We start from the raw sequence: 16,301 nt of genomic DNA, 5'->3' as shown, positions 1-16,301 counted from the left end.
CGCAAGCGCCCGAACGCACAGCCGCCAGCGGCTGGGCCGGGCCCCGGAGGGGGACTTGCAGCGGCCCCCGCAACCGGACCCACCCCGCCATCCCTCAGGAAACCAGCTTCTGCTGTTGCTGTTGCTGTTGCTGTTGCTCCAGCTCGTAGCGGGTGCAGGGCGCAGCCCTGCCAAACCCCTACCCCCTGGCCATTGCCTGCCACCACTGCGACAGCAGCTCCGGCCTGCGCAGGCGCTCGCGCCACCAGCGCAGAGCGGCGCCATCCTCACCGGTGCGCCAGGCCAGCCAGAAGGTTTCCTCCGGCTTGTGCTCCTCCACCTCGCGGATCACCAGCTGGCCGCGCGCCACCGCAGCGCGCGCACACGGTTCGGGCAGGAAACCGAAGCCCACGCCTTCGCACTGCAGCTTCAGCTTGCTGGCCATGTCCGGCACCGTCAGCATCTCCTGCCCCATCAACAGGCCGACCGTGCGCGGCAGCAGCCGCCGCGCCGAATCGGAGACGGCGATCGCACAGTGCTCGACCAGCTGCTCGCGACCGAGCACGCCCGGTACGTTGGCCAACGGATGATCCGGCGCGACCGCGAACACGAACTCCACCGTGCCAAGCGGCTCGACCACGTAACCACCGCCACTGGGGCCCTCGCCCGGTGCGCCGACCAGCAGGTCGGCGCGGCGGTCCAGCAGGGCCTCCCAGGTGCCGGACAGGGCCTCGCCGATCAGCCGCAGCCGGGTCGGCGCCTCCGCCTCACGAAACGCGGCGATGTCCGGCCCAAGCAGCCAGGTCGGGAACACCGAATCCACCGCCAGGGTCAGTTCGGTCTCCCAACCCGACGCCACCCGGCGCACCCGCAGCTCCAGCTCGCGGGCCGCGCGCAGCAGATGCCGCCCCTCGTCCAGCAGGGCGCGTCCGGCCTCGGTCGGCTCGGCACGCGGGCCGACCCGGTCGAACAGCTGGACGCCGAGGTCCTCCTCCAGCTTAGCCACGGTGTAGGAAATGGTCGAGGGCACCTTGTGCAGGGCCTTGCCGGCGCCAGCGAACGAGCCGCGGCGATCGATGGCGTCAAGGATCTGCAGGGCATCGAGGCTGAGCTTGAGCATTCGAATTTTTCGATGATGGCTGTCAAAACTATCCGTTTTTCAAACCCCGGGCGCAAGCGGATACTTCTCTCCAACGGGGAAACACAGAGGCTACCAGCCCACCCCGCCCCATCGAAACCATCGAACAAGGAGATTCCATCATGCTGCAGATCCGCAAGAGCGCTACCCGTGGCCTGGCCGAGCATGGCTGGCTGTCCTCGCGCCATACCTTCTCCTTCGCCAACTACTACGACCCCCGCTACGTCAGCTTCGGCCCGCTGCGGGTGATCAACGAAGACAAGGTGATCGGCGGCCAGGGCTTCGGCACCCACAGCCACAGCAACATGGAGATCGTGTCCTATGTGCTGGGCGGCGCGCTGGAGCACAAGGACTCGATGGGCACCGGCTCGGTGCTGCGCTACGGCGACGTGCAGCGCATGAGCGCCGGCAGCGGTGTCAGCCACAGCGAGTTCAATCACTCCGCCGACGAAACCGTGCACTTCCTGCAGATCTGGATCTTCCCGGACACCGAGAACATCACGCCGTCCTACGAGGAGACCCACTTCGCCCCGGAAGCCAAGCGCGGCCAGCTGCGCCTGATCGCCTCGCCGGACGGTGCCGACGGTTCGCTGCGCATCCACCAGGATGCCCGCATCTTCGCCACCATCCTCGATGGCGGCCAGAAGCTCCACCACGCGCTCGGCAACGGCCGTGGCGCCTATGTGCAGGTCGCCCGCGGCCAGCTGCAGGTCAATGGCATCACTCTGGAAGCCGGTGATGCACTGCAGGTCAGCGACGAAGCGCAGCTGACCCTGGAGAACGGCAACGACGCCGAAGTGCTGGTGTTCGACCTGCCGCTGTAACCGTAGCGCCCGCGATGCCATGACGCACCGCGGGCGTTTTCGTGCAGCGACTGGCGTCAGAACCTGTACGTCATCGCCAGCCGCACATTGCGCGGCTCACCCCAGGTGTAGGTGCTGTACCAGCTGAAGATCGTGTAGTAACGCTTGTCCAGCAGATTGTTGACGTTGAGCGTGGCCGACAGGCGATCGTTGAATTCATAGCGCGCCATCGCATCGAGCAGCCAATAAGGCTGGGTGCGATGCACCACCTTGGCCTGCGTGGCCGGGTTGGTGATCTCGCCGAAGGTGGAATCCTGCCAGCGCGCGCCACCGCCCAGCGTCAGCCCCTTCCAGTCGCCGCGCAGGCGGTAGCTGGTGTGCAGGCTGAACTGGTTTTCCGGCTCCAGTGTGGTCACCTTGGCACCGGCCTGGCGGGCGATCTTGTGCGAGAACCCACCCTGCACCTGCCAGCCCTCGGCCAGCTGGCCCGACATTTCCAGCTCGTAACCCTTGGTACGCACGCCCATCAGGGCGCGATAGGCATCCTGCCCGTCCGGCGTCTTGCCGCCGGTGGGCTGGGCGAAGTTGTCCTGGTCGAGCTGGAACAGCGCCGCACTGGCGTTGAAGCGCCCATCGAGGAACTCGGCCTTCAGGCCCATCTCGTAGCTGCGACCTTCCAGCGGACCCAGTGCCTTGCCCTGCTCGTCGCGTTCGCTGTGCGGTTTGAAGATGGTGCTGTAGCTGGCGTACACCGAATAGTGCTCACCGAGGTCGTAGACCACACCGGCATACGGCACGAACACGCCGGTCTCGCGCGTGTCCGGCGAGCGGTAGCTGGCCAGGCGACTGCCCACGATCACCTTCAACGGATCGGCCACGTCGAAGCGGCCGACCACGTACAGGCCGTTCTCACGCGTCACTTCGTTGTTGCTGTAGCTGCGCTGCCACTCCGGCTCGGGAATGTCGCCATTCCAGGTTCTGTAGTCCGGCACGGTATCCGGGAACCCCGCCTGCGGGCCGTAGCCGGTGTTGGTCCAGCGCTTGCGCGAGGCGCTGCCACCGACGACCAGCTCATGCTCGCGGCCGAACAGGCCGAAATGACCGCTCAGGTAGAAGTCGGCCGCATTGCTGACGGTCTTGCCAACGTACTTGCCGAGCCACAGGCTGACGCCCTCGCCGGTCAACGGATCGGGATTGCCGGCGGCGGCACCGGCCAGTGCCGCGTCATAGCCGTTGACCTGGTGGTTGAGCTGCAGCTTGGCCACCCAGTCGTTGGCGAAGGTATGCTCGAGCGTGGCGAAGCCGGTGCGCACATACTGGCGCCAGCCACTCCAGCGGGTGCCGTTGTTGAACGAACGCGGCATGTCATTGAAGTTGCCGGCACTGTCCAGAAGAGGGATGCCACCCCAGGTCGAGCCCTTCGGGTCGCTGTCCATCGTATCCCCACCCACGGTCAGCAGGGTGCGCTCGCCCAGATCGGCTTCCAGCACCGCGTAGCCCACCTTGCTGGTGCGCTGGTAGAAGTCGAGATTGGAATGCTTGTCCTGCCAGGCGCCCACCGCGCGACCGCGCACACGTCCATCGGCGGTCAACGGACCGCCAACATCGATCTCGGCACGATAGTCATCCCAGCGGCCCACACCCAGCGTGGCACTGCCGGCGAACTCCTTGCCCGGCTTCTTGCGCACCAGGTTGATGGTCGCGCCCGGATCGCCCATGCCGGTCAGCAGGCCGGTCGCGCCCTTGAGCACTTCGATGCGGTCATAGATCGCGGTATCGCTGAGCGTGTTGCCCGCCGAATAGGCCGAGTCACGCGACATCGGGATGCCGTCGTACTGGAAGTTCTGCACGGCAAATCCACGTGCGTAGTACTCGGTGCGCTCGCTGTCGTAGGTGACGATGCTGATGCCCGGGGTCACCCGCATCACGTCATCGATGCCGTTCAGGCCAAAGTCGTCCATCTGAGCGCGGGTAATGACGCTGATGGTCTGCGGGGTCTGCCGCGGGGTCAGCACCAGGCGGGTGGCGGTGGCGATGGTGCCCGGCGTGTACGCGCCGCTGCCCTCGGTGATGGTGCCGAGCAGGTTGGCGGTGACCTGCACGGTCTGCAGGGTCTGCGACGCCGGGGCCTCGGCGGCCTTGTCTGGCCCGGCGGCGGACTGCGCGGCTGCGATGCCGCTGCTGGCCAGTGCGGTGATCAGCAGGCCCTGGACAAGCGCCTGCGGCAGCGGCAGGCGACGTGGAAACGGGAGCGGAAAACGGACAGGCACAGACGACACGACGGGACCTCCACGATCGGGTGGGATCCTCTGGCGGCGGCTGGAGGCGGGATGGGGATGAGGCCGGATGGCCGCAGGCGCAGGAGTGTACTCCCCTGCGCCCCGGCTGTCGTGCGGTGTGCTGTGGTGCGGCGGGCTGCCGCAGGCTCAGCCGCCGATGGCGGCGCAGGCCTCCAGGATCAGTGCGGTCACGTCCTTCGGCTGCGAGGCCAGCGAGGCATGGCTGGCATCCAGCTCCAGCAGTCGCTTGGACTGCATGCGCGTGGCCATTGCCCTCTGGTTCTCCGGCGCGATCATCCGATCATGGCGGGACAGCTGGTACCAGCTCGGCTTGTGCTTCCACGCCGGGTCGCTCACCGCATCACCGAAAGTGCTGGCCAGCGGCGCCTTCTGGGTCACCGCCATCACCCGGCCCTCGTCTTCGCTCAGATCCTGGCAGAAGCTCTCATGGAACTTGTCCGCACGCAGCCACAGGTAGCCATCGCTGTCCGGCGCAAGGTTCGGCGCCGCCTCCGGCAGGTGCTGCTGGGTGATGCCACCGGGGCTCTCGCCGGCATCAGGCGCGAAAGCGGCGATGTAGACCAGGCCCTTCACGTTGTCCTCGTTGCCGGCCTGGCTGATCACCGCGCCGCCATAGGAGTGGCCGACCAGCAGCACCGGCCCGTCGATCTGCCGGATCATTTTCCGGGTGCGGCCGGCATCGTCGGCCAGCGAGGTGAGTGGCAGTTCCACCGCCTGCACGCGGTCATGGCCGTTGCGATGCAGCTCCAGGATCACTTTGGCCCAGTGTGCGGCCCCGCCCCAGAAACCATGGACGAGGAGGATGGTCGGTGTCGTGCTCATGTACGGATCTCCGGCAGCGGCCGGCGGAATGCCGACCGTGTCGCCACTGTCCGCGCAGGGCGTTAATCAGCGGTGACGCATTCGGGTCACTGCAATCGTATGCGTCGCTGGATGTCATGCATGGCACTTGCCGATCCCGCTTGCAAACGTTTTCATGGAGGATCCTTGGAGCTTCGTATCGCGCATGACGCCTTCATCCCCACGTGCCCAACAGCACGCCACCCGTGCCGCCTTCTTCATCCCTGGATTCGCCACCGCCGCATGGGCGCCGATGGTGCCCTACGCCAAGGCCAAGGCCGGGCTGTCCGACGCCAGCCTCGGCGCCGTGCTGCTGTGCCTCGGGCTCGGCTCACTGCTGGCGATGCCACTGGCAGGTGCGCTGACCGGACGGCTGGGATGCCGCCGGGTGATGGTGATCACCTGCGCGATGATGCTGTGCGCCCTGCCCTTGCTGGTGCTGGCGCCCTCTCCGGTAGCGCTGGGCGCGGCCCTGTTCGTGTTCGGCGCCGGCGTCGGTGCGCTGGATTGTGCGATGAACATGCAGGCGGTCGCGGTCGAGCGCGACGCCGGGCGCGCGATGATGTCCGGCTTCCACGCCTTCTACAGCATCGGTGGCTTCGTCGGCGCCGGCTGCATGACCGGCCTGCTGATCCTGGGTACGCCGCTGTGGCTGGCCGCGTTGGTTTCGGTGGCCGCACTGCTGCTGGTGGCAGTGCTGTCGGCACCGCACTGGCGCCCACAACGGATCCTGCATGAAGGCCCCCTGCTGGCACTGCCGCATGGCGTGGTGCTGTTCATCGGCGTGCTGGCCTTCGTGGTGTTCCTCGCCGAGGGCTCGATGCTGGACTGGAGCGCGGTGTTCCTCGCCGAAGTGCGGCAGGTGCCACGTGACCAGGCCGGTGCCGGCTTTGCACTGTTCACCCTGGCGATGACCGCGATGCGCCTGTTCGGCGACGGCATCGTCGAGCGCCTCGGCCGGACCCGCACCCTGATCTTCGGCGGCATCACCGCTGCTGCGGGTTTCACCCTGGCGACGCTGGTGCCATCGTTCCCGGTGGCGCTGGCCGGCTACGTACTGGTCGGGCTGGGCTGCGCCAACATCGTGCCGGCGCTGTTCTCGATGGCCGGCCAACAGCGGGTGATGCCGGAGAGCATCGCCATCACTGCGGTCACCACGCTGGGCTACGCCGGCATCCTCGCCGGACCGGCAGCGATCGGCGCACTCGCACACGCTACCAGCCTCGGCTTCGCCTTCCTGTGCGTGGCCGCGCTGCTGCTGGGCGTCGCGGCGTCTGCGCGCTCGCTGGCAAGACGGGTGGCCTGACAGAAAAAAGGGGACGGAGGGGATTAAGTCGTTTCTGGCCCAGCTGTGCGGGAAACGACTTAATCCCCTCCGTCCCCTTTTCTCAGCTGCGTGTCAGCCACTCGGCCTGGGCCGGCAGCTGGGGCGCCGGGCACGTGCTCTGCGGGTGGTGCTGGTCGCGCGCCATCCAGTCATCGACCACTCCGGCCAGCAGGTCCAGCCGCAGCGGCAGGGTGATGTGGTCCTCGCCGCGCATCTCGATGTAGTGTGCGCGCGGGTTGGCCTGGGCCAGTTCGCGGCCCTGGCTGACCGGAATGTGCTGGTCGCCCTGCCCGTGCAGCAGCAGTACGCAGGCGCGGGTATCGGCCAGCGCGCGCGCTACATCCACGCGGTCCAGATCAACGTCGATACGGCGGCTGGCGGCGGCGATCACCTGGTTGATGTCCTGGCCGCCGTAGCGCCAGCGCGCGTACGACGCCATCGCCTGCGCCTTCAGGCCTTCCGGCTGCAGTCCCATCAGGTGTGGAATCATCGTGCGGATCGCCACACCGGCATTGGCGAACGATTCCATCGCCACCACGCCTTCCACCTGGTCGCCCAGCTTGTCGGCGGTGAACACCGCTGTGGCGGCGCCATAGGACACGCCGAACAGGTACAGCGGGCCGGTTACTTCACCACGTGCACGCAGCTCGCCGATTACATCCACCACATCGTCGGATTCATAGGTGCCGTATCCGGACGGACCTGCACCGGACTGCCCATGGTTGCGCAGGTCCAGCGTGATCACGCGATAGCCGGATTCGGCCAGCTGCAGCGACCACGGCAGCATCGAATCACCGTTCATCATCCAGCCGTGCAGCAGCACCACGGTGCCGCGCGGGGCCTGCGCGCGGAACGGTTGCGGTACTGCCAGGCTCAGGCCGGTATCCAGCGGCAGGCCGTTCTCGTGGCGCTGCGGCAGGTAGTGATAACGCGCGCCGTAGTCGCCGGGATCGAACACACGCCAGAAGATCGGCACGCCATCGCGGCCCGGCGCGAAGCCATGGCGGTTGGGCAGTTCGGCGATGGCCGCGGCAATACGCGGGCGATCGAGCAGGGTCGATACGCCACCTGGCGCGATCAGCCTGTCGGCGAGCGAGGTGGACGAGGCATTGATCGAGGAGGAGCATGCAGCCAGCCACAGGCCGGCGCACGCCAGCAACAGCAGCAGCAGGCGCTTCATATCACGTCATTGGGGTGAATCAGACAGGCTGGGACGTTAACGCCCCGATAGACCGGTCATCTATCGCGCGCGGATGACGGCTTGATGACAACGCAGGAACGATTCAGCTTGGTGTACAAGCTGTATCCGTTCAGTCATTGATCCGGATCAATGAACGCGCGCGCGGGATTGCCCACAGTGCCGCCATGCGCACCTCGCTCAAGCTCGCCATTGCCCTGGCCGCCACGTTGGCCGCCGCCTACGGCATCGCCCGCACCACGCCCTACTGGTTCGCACCGCGACAGACGGCGCAGGTCGACATCCACGATCCGACGCTGATCGCGCAGGGACAGTACCTGTCGCGCGCCGCCGACTGCGCCGCCTGCCACACTGCGCCGGGCGGCAAGCCGTTCGCCGGTGGCCTCGGTATGCAGACGCCGATGGGCACGATCTACTCGACCAACATCACGCCCGATCCGGACACCGGCATTGGCGCCTACGACTACGCCGACTTCGAGCGCGCGGTCCGTCGCGGCATCCGTCACGATGGGCAGCCGTTGTATCCGGCAATGCCGTATGCCTCATACGTGATCGCCAGCGATGCCGAGATCAAGGCGCTGTACGCCTACTTCATGGGCTCGGTGCAGCCGGTGAAGCAGGGCAACGCCGACAGCACGATCCCTTGGCCGGCCAACATGCGCTGGCCACTGGCCTGGTGGCAGCTGCTGTTCGCACGCCCGCGTACGTTCAACCCGGATCCGTCGCTGGATGCCAGCCAGCAGCGCGGCGCCGAACTGGTGGAAGGCCTGGCCCACTGCGGCGCCTGCCACACGCCACGCGGCCTGGCGTTCCAGGAAAAGGCGATGGCCGATGATGGCAGCCGCCAGTTCCTGTCCGGCTCGGTGCTGGAAGGCTGGTATGCGAAGAACCTGCGCAATGAATCAACCGGTCTGGCCAGCTGGAACGAGGGCGAGATCGTCGACTTCCTGCGCACCGGACGCACCGATCGCTCCGCGGCCTTCGGCGGCATGGCCGACGTGGTCGAGCACAGCACGCAGTACCTGTCCGACGCCGACCTGCTGGCGATGGCCCGCTACCTGAAACAGCTGCCGGCGCGCGAGGGCCGCAGTGCGCAGTGGTCGCCGGGTACCGACACCACCACCGCCGCACTACGCAGTGGCGACTATCGCGTGGCCGGCTCGCTGGCCTATGCCGAGCATTGCCAGGCCTGCCATCGCGCCGACGGCCGCGGCATGCCACGGGTCTACCCGGCGCTGGCCGGCAACTCGATCGTGTTCGCCGATGATCCCAGCTCGCTGGTACAGGTAACCCTGATCGGCGGCCGCACGCCGCATACCCCGCACGACCGCATGGCCTTCACCATGCCCGGTTTCGAGCAGCTGCCGAATGCACAGCTGGCACAGATCCTGACCTTCATCCGCAGCAGCTGGGGCAACCAGGCCAGCGCGGTGAGCGAGGTCGACGTGGCGCGCATGCGCCGGGTGGTGCGTGACAAGCCGGTGCACTACGTTCCGCAGGAGGCCGCACGATGAAACGTTCGCGCAAACGCTCCCGCCTGCTGGTCGGCAGCGTGGTCACCCTCGTGCTGCTGGCCGGCGCCCGCACCCTCGCCTATCGCCATCTGTACCCGGACCTGGATGCTGCCGTAGCCAGCACGATCGATGTCCTCGATGCGCAGGGCAAGGTGGTCGGCCACTACCACGCACCCAGCGCCGAGGAGATCGCCGGGCTCGGCAATGCCGAATCGGTGATGCTTGGCCGCCGCCTCCTCAACGAGACCGCACGGCTGCTGCCGGACAACGTCGGCAACGATCTGAACTGCAATTCGTGCCACATGGCCGAGGGCAAGCGACCGTTCGGCAACCACTATTTCAACACCGGCGGCGGCGCCTATCCGCGTTACATGCCGCGCCCGGGCAAGGTGATCGGGCTGACCGAGCGCATCAATGGCTGCCTGCAGCGCTCAATGAACGGCAAGCCGCTACCGAAGGACTCACCGCAGATGCGCGCCATGCTCGATTACATGGCGTGGCTGAGCAGTCCCGTGCCAGACGGTGCAAAGGTGGCCGCCCCCAGCGAGGGCCCCATCGACAGCACGCTGACCCCGGACCCGATCCGTGGCCAGGCGCTGTACGCCGTGCAGTGTGCCGCCTGCCATGGCGACAACGGCGAAGGCCGGCGCGACGCCAGCGGTGATATCGCCTTCCCGCCGCTGTGGGGCGACCACAGCTTCAACATCGGCGCCGGCATGGCGCGCCTGTACAAGGCGGCCGGTTTCGTCAAGCACAACATGCCGCCGGCGGTGACCCGCGAGCCACCACTGGGCCAGCAGGTGATGCCCGACCAGGATGCGGTGGACATCGCCAGCTACTTCATCAACCAGCCGCGGCCGGACTTCGCCAACAAGAGCAAGGACTGGCCGCGCGACCCGAAACCCAAGGACGCGCGGTACTGAGGAGGGCGTGGTTCAGCGCTTGACCAGCTCGACCCGGCGATTTCGCGCTTTGCCTTGCTCGCTGCCATTGTCGGCTACCGGCCTGTCGGCGCCGAAGCCGGCCGCCTGCAGGCGGTCGGCGGCGATGCCCTTGGCGGTCAACGCCGCCACCACCGACCGCGCACGATCCTCGGACAAGCTGCGGTTGTGCGCGGCCGCGCCACTGTTGTCGGTGTGGCCTTCAATCGACAGTTTCAGCGACGGGTCGGCACGCAACAGGTCCAGCACCTGCGCCAGTTGCGGTTCGGACGTCGGCAGGATCTGCGCCTTGTCGGTGGCGAAGTTGACCTGGATCGCCACGCGGCCGTCGCTGTCCAGCTTCTTCTTCAACGCATCGGCCGGCAGCAGCGCCGCGGTCTGGGTGAAACCCTTGCGCTCGACCACGACCCAGCCTGCGCTGAGGTATTCGAGGCGAGCATGTACCCACACCTGGCGGCCGTCAGCCAGATCGACGCGATAGACAACGGTGTCGTAGTTGTCCCAGCTGTAGCTGGCCGCGTTGCCGTAGGACGACTGCACCTGCTTCGACACGCCCTCGGCCGCCTCGTGCGGGATGCGCCCCTCGAACACCTTGGTGCCGTTGACCTGGGCCATCATCGCCTCAAGGTTGCGGCGTACTTCATGCATCGAGTATTCGCGCTCGCCCTTGTCGAAATCGGCAGCGAAGGTGCGGCCCTCGACCGGTTCGAAGTGATCTCCGGTCCAGAACGGGAAGGCATCGAAATCACGCTGCTCGGGCGTGTTGCGCTCACGATAGCCGGCCGGCAGGGACAGGTGCGGGAAACTGTCCGACCACTGCGCGGTGGCCTTGAACGGAACGTCATCCACGACCACCAGACCGGCGCCGTTGCTGTCCACCGCCAGCTGCACCCACACGGTGCGGTTGGCCTGGCGCAGCACGTAGACGGTGGTGGGTGCGTCCTGTTCACCGTTCACCGCATCGATGAAGCCACCCCCGATCTCGCCTTCCAGTTGCGGGCCATAGTAGATGTCGCGCAGCAGCGTGCCTTCAAAGACCTTGCGGCCGCCAGCGGCGGTGATCACGCCGTCGAAGTTGCGCTGCACTTCCAGCGCGGAGAACGCCTTGTCGGGGGCCACCCCACTGTCGGTCACGATGCGTGCCGACCAGCTCGGACCTTCCACCCAATGCACACCCTCGCCCATCCGGAACGGGAAGCGCGCCCAGGCGCGCGGGTGCGGGGCGTTCTGCGGCGCGTAGCCCTGCGGCAGGCTGAAGAACGGCAGCTCACCCAGCGCGGTGTCGCTCAGCGGCACGCTGCTGGTGTCGAAAGGCACCAGCGGCACCGGCTTGCCATCGCGGTCGGTGAGTGCGGTGCCGTCGGCGGCGGCCGTTGAACCCGCTGGGGCGGCGGCCGGTGCTGCGGCCTCGTCCGCCGTGGCTGGCGCAGGCGGTGCCACCTCTCCATCCGAGGGCGTCCGGTTGCACCCTGCCAGCAGCACCAGGGCTGCACCTCCCAGCCAGATCTTCGATCGCTTCTGCATCGCCACCACCTCAGGTCCATTGAAGCGCCGAGCATACCCGAAGGCCGTGACCGCCCCCACAGTGCCATCGTTCCTGCGCTGCCACGTCATCCCGATGTCATTGGCGCTGCCGACACTCCGGGGTTTTCCTCCCTCTGAAGGTCCGGTTTCGATGCGAACGATTGCGCGTTTTCCCCGTGTCTCGCTGCTGGCCCTGCTGATCGCCCCCGCCCTGGACGCCCTCGCAGAAGCACCGCAGGGCGATACGGGCGAAGCGCGCAGCAGCGATGCGCGTACCCTCGACCAGGTACAGGTGATTGGTCAGGCCACCAGTTACGCGAAGACTTCGGTGCGCGCGGAAACACTGAACCGGCAGACCGTGATGAGCAGCGTCAACGACACGCTCAACGAAGTGCCCGGCGTGGTGGTCAGCGAGGCCGATGCCACCGGTTCGTCGGTGTGGGGCACGCAGATCAGCATGCGCGGCTTCGTGACCAACCGTGACACCCAGCAGATCGGCACCACCATCGACGGCCTGCCCAATGGCGGCTCGGGCTACGGCGGCGGTTCGCTGGCCAACCGCTACATCGATACCCTGGACCTGGAAACAGTGGAAGTCAGCCAGGGCACTGCCGACATCTCCTCGCGCTCGAACGAGGCGCTGGGTGGCACGCTCAACTTCCTCACCAGCGACCCACTGCAGGACAGCCGCCTGCGCTTCGTGGTCGGTGCCGGTGACAACGAAGCGCGCAAGTACTACGTGCGCTACGACACCGGCCTGCTCGGCGGCCATACCCGCGCCTGGGTCAGCGCTTCTTCCGCACGTGTGCACGACTGGATCGATGGCAGCGGCAAGACCAGCAATGACCACATCGCCGGCAAGTTCATCACCGAGCTGGATCGCTGGACGCTGACCGGCTACCTGTCCTACAACGATGCCGACGAGCCGGAGTACACCAGCGTCTCGCCGAAGGGCTTCGCCACCAATCCGGACCGCGACAACCTGGTCGGCACCCTCACCGGCATTCCGTACCTGGACCAGAACTACCGTTCCGGCTCGCGTGCGCTGCGCGAGAACACCTTCGGCTACCTGCGCGCGACCTTCGACGGCGGCAACGGCTTCAAGGCCTCGGTGGCGGCTTACGGGCACCGCATGGAAGGTCGTGGCGACTGGCTGCCCCCCTACCTGGCGCAGGTCAGCGATGATGGTGCCGGTCGCCCGGAGTCGGAGTACATCGGTGGAAAGACCGTGTACGGCGGCAGTAACCGCGGCCAGATTTTCTTCGTCAATCCCGATGGCAGCGCCGCGCAGCGCCTGGCCAGCTGCACCCCGCGCCTGGGCTTCACCGCCGAGTACGATCCGAACTGCTACGCGGGCAACGTGCTGGGCGCGCAGTCCTACCGCCACACCCACTACGACAACGACCGCATGGGCGTGACCGCCGACGTCGAATGGCGGCAGACCTTCGGTGCGATCGACAACACCATCCGTGGCGGCCTGTGGGTGGAGAAGCTAGACCGTTCGGCACGCCGTGACTGGCACCGCCTGCTCAACGTCGGCCAGGACATCGCCTTCGACCATCAGCCGTACTGGGTGCAGTTCGAGGACAAGTACAAGGTTGACGAGCAGATGTACTACGTCGAGGACGTGGCCCGCTTCGGGCCGTTCAGTGCCCGCCTGGGCGTGAAGCAGTTCTTCGTCGACCAGTCGCGCCGCCGCGTGATCGGTGCCAGCGAGCACGTCAAATCCGATTCCAGGTCCGATCCGCTGCTGTCCACCGGCTTCACCTGGGCACCCGGTGTGGAAGGCATGGAGCTGTTCGCTGGCTTCTCGCAGAACTTCGCCGCCATTCCCTCCGGCGTGCTCGGCGAGACCGACCCGCAGCGCTTCCGCAACGTCGAGCCGGAGACCGCCGACAACATCGAAGTCGGCATGCGCATCAGCCGCTGGCCGCTGACCGCGTCGGTCACCCTGTACAACATCAAGTTCGACAATCGCATCGTCTACCTGCCGGCTGGCTTTGTCAGCGGCATCGACTACCTGGGCGAGACCGACGGTGTCTACGAGAACTTCGGTGGCGTGGAAAGCAACGGCCTGGAGGCGGCGTTCGGCTACGGCTGGGACAATGGCTGGCGCCTCAACGCCGCCTATACCTACAACCGCTCCAAGTACCTGGGCAGTGGCGATGCCGCACGTGATACCCAGCTGGGCATCGTCGACGGCGCCAAGGTGATCGGCCAGCCCGAGCAGACCCTGGTGCTGTCGGCCGACTGGCAGGGCGAAAACTGGAACTTCGGCCTGTCCGGTCGCTACCTGGGCACCCGCTACCTCGACGCCGCCAACGTCAACAAGCTGCCCTCGGCCACCGTGTTCAACGCCAATATCGGCTTCGACCTGCAGGGCCTGTCGCCGCGCCTGAAGGGCATGGGTGCCAACCTGGTGGTGAGCAACCTCACCGACAAGCGGTATCTTGCAGGGGTGGACGGCCGCGACAACGCCTTCATCGGCGCCCCGCGCACTGTCGGCATCTCCTTCCGTGTGGACCTGTGAGTGAGCCCGTGACTGATATCGGCCGACGCCGGTTGTTGCAGGCCGGCGTTGCCGCCGGCCTTTCCCCGCTGCTGCCCAGCATCGCCCGGGCCGCAGCGATCGCCCCCGCCGCGCAGACGCGTAGCCTCGAAGACCTGCAGCACATCGTGGTGTTCATGCAGGAGAACCGCTCGTTCGACCACTACTTCGGTACGCTGCCGGGCGTACGGGGGTTCGGCGATCGCTTCGTGGCTCCCGCGCCGGCACTGCAGACCGGCGGCCGCACGCGCAGCCTGTGGCTGCAACCCGATGCCAGCGGCACGCGCGCGATCGCACCGTTCCCGCTGGATACCGCCGCGCACTTCGGCTACATGCGGGTGGAAGGCACGCCGCATACCTGGCCCGATGCACAGCGCGCCTGGGACCACGGCCGCATGGGGCAATGGCCGAAGGCCAAGCAGAACCATTCGATGGGCTATTTCCAGCGCAGCGACCTGCCCTTCCAGTTCGCGCTGGCCGATGCCTTCACCATCTGCGACGCCTACCACTGCGCGATGCAGGCCGGAACCAACCCGAACCGGGTGTTCCTGTGGACCGGTCACAATGATGCACACGCGCGTGCTGGCGGTCCGGTGATCGCCAACTCGCACGACAACTTCCCCGAGCACGGCGGGCATCCGGCGTCGTATCGCTGGACCAGCTATGTCGAACGCCTGCAGAAGGCGGGCGTCTCCTGGCAGATCTACCAGGACATGGCCGACAACTTCACCGACAACCCGCTGGCCGGCTTCGAGGCGTTCCGCCAGGCCTACCGCGCTGCGCCGGGGCATGACCCGCAGCTGCGCGCACGCGGCGTCAGCACCCGTGGCCTGGCGCAGCTGCACCAGGATGTGGTCGATGGACGCCTGCCGCAGGTCAGCTTCATCATCGCCGACGCGGCCGGCAGCGAGCATCCCGGCCCCTCCAGCCCGGCCCAGGGCGCGGCCTATACCGCTCGCGTGCTGGATGCACTGACCGCCGATCCAGAAGTGTGGAGCCGCACCGCCCTGCTGCTGATGTTCGACGAGAACGACGGCTTCTTCGACCACATGCCGCCACCGGCACCGCCTTCACCGATAAACGGTGGCTGGGCGGGTATGTCTTCGGTCAGTACCGAAGGCGAGTACCACCGCCATCCGGCACCGGGCGACGAGAAGTACGACGCCGCCGAGCTGCGCGGCCGCCCCTATGGGCTGGGTCCGCGCGTGCCGCTGTACGTGATCTCGCCCTGGAGCCGCGGTGGCTGGGTCGATTCGCAGGTGTACGACCACACCTCGGTCATACGGCTGATCGAACGCCGCTTCGGCGTGGCCGCACCGGATATCTCACCCTGGCGCCGTGCGGTCTGCGGAGACCTGAGCAACGCCTTCGACTTCGCCCAGCGCGATACCCGTCCGTTCGTACGCGGCCTGCCCGACGTGAGCGCGGCGGCCGCACGTGCCGCCGCCCTGCCAGGACGCACCGTGCCAGCGTTGCCGGAGGGGCTGGAACCGGCGCAACAGGAACGTGGCGTACGTCCGGCGCGTGCCCTGCCCTATCGGCCGCAGGCATCGATTGCCGCGATCGACACATCGGGCGTGGAACTGGTGTTGTCCTGCGAAGGTGCGGCAGCGGTCCTGCATGTCTACGATCGGCTGCGGCTGGGTGCAGTGCCACGCCGCTATACACTGATACCGGGCACGCCACTGCGCGAACGCTGGGCGCTGGATGCACAGGGGCGTTACGACCTGTGGCTGCTTGGCCCGAACGGCTTCCACCGTCACCTCCAGGGTGCTGCCAAAGGGCCCGTCGTGCAGGCGTCGGTCGAGCGCGCCGACGGCCAGCTGCGGCTGCACCTGCGCAATCTCAGCGATACCGCACAGCAGCTGCGCGTGCATGCCGGTGCCTATGCCGGGCACATGCCGGAACAGACGCTTGCGCTGCCGGCGCATGCGGAGACCGCATTGGCGTGGGATGCAGCGCCTACCGCGGGCTGGTACGACCTGCAGGTCAACGCCGGTGAGAGTGTGCTGCGCCTGGCGGGCCGTGCCGAGGATGGGCGTCCTGGCACCAGTGACCCGGCGATGGGCAGCGAACCACTGCGCTTCGAGCACGATTGAGCCGCTCCGCCCTTGTAGAGTCGAGATCCTATGTTCGTGGTCAAGCCTGCTGGAAGCAGGCTTGACCCACCTTCAGCATGGCCGGATCGA

At 67.2% G+C, this 16,301-nt stretch carries 11 protein-coding genes; 6 read left to right on the top strand and 5 right to left on the bottom strand.

Annotated features, from left to right (window positions below; genetic code table 11):
• Positions 1-178 precede the first annotated feature (178 nt).
• Entirely contained in the window at positions 179-1,099 is a 921-nt protein-coding gene (locus ACX9OT_RS21575) for a LysR family transcriptional regulator (protein WP_049445626.1), read from the bottom strand.
• A gap of 140 nt (positions 1,100-1,239) precedes the next feature.
• Here ACX9OT_RS21575 and ACX9OT_RS21570 point away from each other — a divergent pair, with 140 nt between their 5' ends.
• Positions 1,240-1,941: a pirin family protein gene (locus ACX9OT_RS21570; protein ID WP_049445628.1), complete on the top strand. Its 702-nt coding sequence runs from the start codon at positions 1,240-1,242 to the stop codon at positions 1,939-1,941.
• A 56-nt stretch (positions 1,942-1,997) separates the two neighbouring features.
• Here the strand turns inward: ACX9OT_RS21570 and ACX9OT_RS21565 are convergent, their stop codons facing one another.
• Entirely contained in the window at positions 1,998-4,199 is a 2,202-nt protein-coding gene (locus ACX9OT_RS21565; RefSeq protein ID WP_459003630.1) for a TonB-dependent siderophore receptor, read from the bottom strand.
• Between the two features lie 147 nt (positions 4,200-4,346).
• Positions 4,347-5,042 (bottom strand): alpha/beta hydrolase, encoded by a 696-nt coding sequence (locus tag ACX9OT_RS21560; RefSeq protein ID WP_107432339.1) that lies wholly within the window; start codon positions 5,040-5,042, stop codon positions 4,347-4,349.
• A gap of 184 nt (positions 5,043-5,226) precedes the next feature.
• Here ACX9OT_RS21560 and ACX9OT_RS21555 point away from each other — a divergent pair, with 184 nt between their 5' ends.
• Complete coding sequence (locus ACX9OT_RS21555) at positions 5,227-6,366, top strand: MFS transporter (protein ID WP_459003628.1); 1,140 nt, start codon at positions 5,227-5,229, stop codon at positions 6,364-6,366.
• Positions 6,367-6,448: 82 nt separating this feature from the next.
• Here ACX9OT_RS21555 and ACX9OT_RS21550 read toward each other — a convergent pair whose 3' ends face one another.
• A complete protein-coding gene (locus ACX9OT_RS21550) occupies positions 6,449-7,567 on the bottom strand; it encodes an alpha/beta fold hydrolase (RefSeq protein WP_459003626.1) in 1,119 nt (372 codons plus the stop codon).
• A 185-nt stretch (positions 7,568-7,752) separates the two neighbouring features.
• Here ACX9OT_RS21550 and ACX9OT_RS21545 point away from each other — a divergent pair, with 185 nt between their 5' ends.
• Together ACX9OT_RS21545 and ACX9OT_RS21540 are read left to right on the top strand one after the other, a co-directional pair.
• On the top strand, positions 7,753-9,099 hold the full coding sequence (locus ACX9OT_RS21545; protein WP_071229259.1) for a c-type cytochrome: 1,347 nt from the start codon (positions 7,753-7,755) through the stop codon (positions 9,097-9,099).
• Positions 9,096-10,022, top strand: a complete 927-nt coding sequence (locus ACX9OT_RS21540; RefSeq protein WP_459003623.1) for a c-type cytochrome — start codon at positions 9,096-9,098, stop codon at positions 10,020-10,022. Before ACX9OT_RS21545 ends, ACX9OT_RS21540 begins: the two co-directional genes overlap by 4 nt.
• Positions 10,023-10,034: 12 nt before the next feature.
• On the opposite strand, the gene ACX9OT_RS21535 is transcribed toward ACX9OT_RS21540, so the two are convergent.
• Positions 10,035-11,564, bottom strand: coding sequence for an OmpA family protein (locus ACX9OT_RS21535; RefSeq protein WP_459003621.1), 1,530 nt, complete (start codon positions 11,562-11,564; stop codon positions 10,035-10,037).
• A gap of 151 nt (positions 11,565-11,715) precedes the next feature.
• Between ACX9OT_RS21535 and ACX9OT_RS21530 the strand changes: the two genes are divergently transcribed.
• Both ACX9OT_RS21530 and ACX9OT_RS21525 read left to right on the top strand, forming a co-directional pair.
• Positions 11,716-14,094 carry a TonB-dependent receptor domain-containing protein gene (locus ACX9OT_RS21530; protein WP_071229257.1) on the top strand — a complete coding sequence of 793 codons (2,379 nt, stop codon included), beginning with the start codon at positions 11,716-11,718 and terminating at the stop codon, positions 14,092-14,094.
• Positions 14,095-14,102: 8 nt separating this feature from the next.
• Positions 14,103-16,211, top strand: a complete 2,109-nt coding sequence (locus ACX9OT_RS21525) for a phosphocholine-specific phospholipase C (protein ID WP_459003618.1) — start codon at positions 14,103-14,105, stop codon at positions 16,209-16,211.
• The last annotated feature ends 90 nt before the right edge of the window (positions 16,212-16,301 follow it).

This window comes from Stenotrophomonas genospecies 3 (assembly GCF_054473855.1).
The sequence above is the reverse complement of the archived record's forward strand: the minus strand, read 5'-3'. Positions and strand labels throughout refer to the sequence as shown.

Bases quoted from the DNA above. Each gene is read 5' to 3' on its own strand.
- ACX9OT_RS21570 (WP_049445628.1), top strand. From the start codon at position 1,240: ATGCTGCAGATCCGCAAGAGCGCTACCCGTGGCCTGGCCGAGCATGGC.
- ACX9OT_RS21560 (WP_107432339.1), bottom strand. From the start codon at position 5,042: ATGAGCACGACACCGACCATCCTCCTCGTCCATGGTTTCTGGGGCGGG.
- ACX9OT_RS21550 (WP_459003626.1), bottom strand. From the start codon at position 7,567: ATGAAGCGCCTGCTGCTGCTGTTGCTGGCGTGCGCCGGCCTGTGGCTG.
- ACX9OT_RS21540 (WP_459003623.1), top strand. From the start codon at position 9,096: ATGAAACGTTCGCGCAAACGCTCCCGCCTGCTGGTCGGCAGCGTGGTC.
- ACX9OT_RS21545 (WP_071229259.1), top strand. From the start codon at position 7,753: ATGCGCACCTCGCTCAAGCTCGCCATTGCCCTGGCCGCCACGTTGGCC.
- ACX9OT_RS21535 (WP_459003621.1), bottom strand. From the start codon at position 11,564: ATGCAGAAGCGATCGAAGATCTGGCTGGGAGGTGCAGCCCTGGTGCTG.
- ACX9OT_RS21575 (WP_049445626.1), bottom strand. From the start codon at position 1,099: ATGCTCAAGCTCAGCCTCGATGCCCTGCAGATCCTTGACGCCATCGAT.
- ACX9OT_RS21555 (WP_459003628.1), top strand. From the start codon at position 5,227: ATGACGCCTTCATCCCCACGTGCCCAACAGCACGCCACCCGTGCCGCC.
- ACX9OT_RS21530 (WP_071229257.1), top strand. From the start codon at position 11,716: ATGCGAACGATTGCGCGTTTTCCCCGTGTCTCGCTGCTGGCCCTGCTG.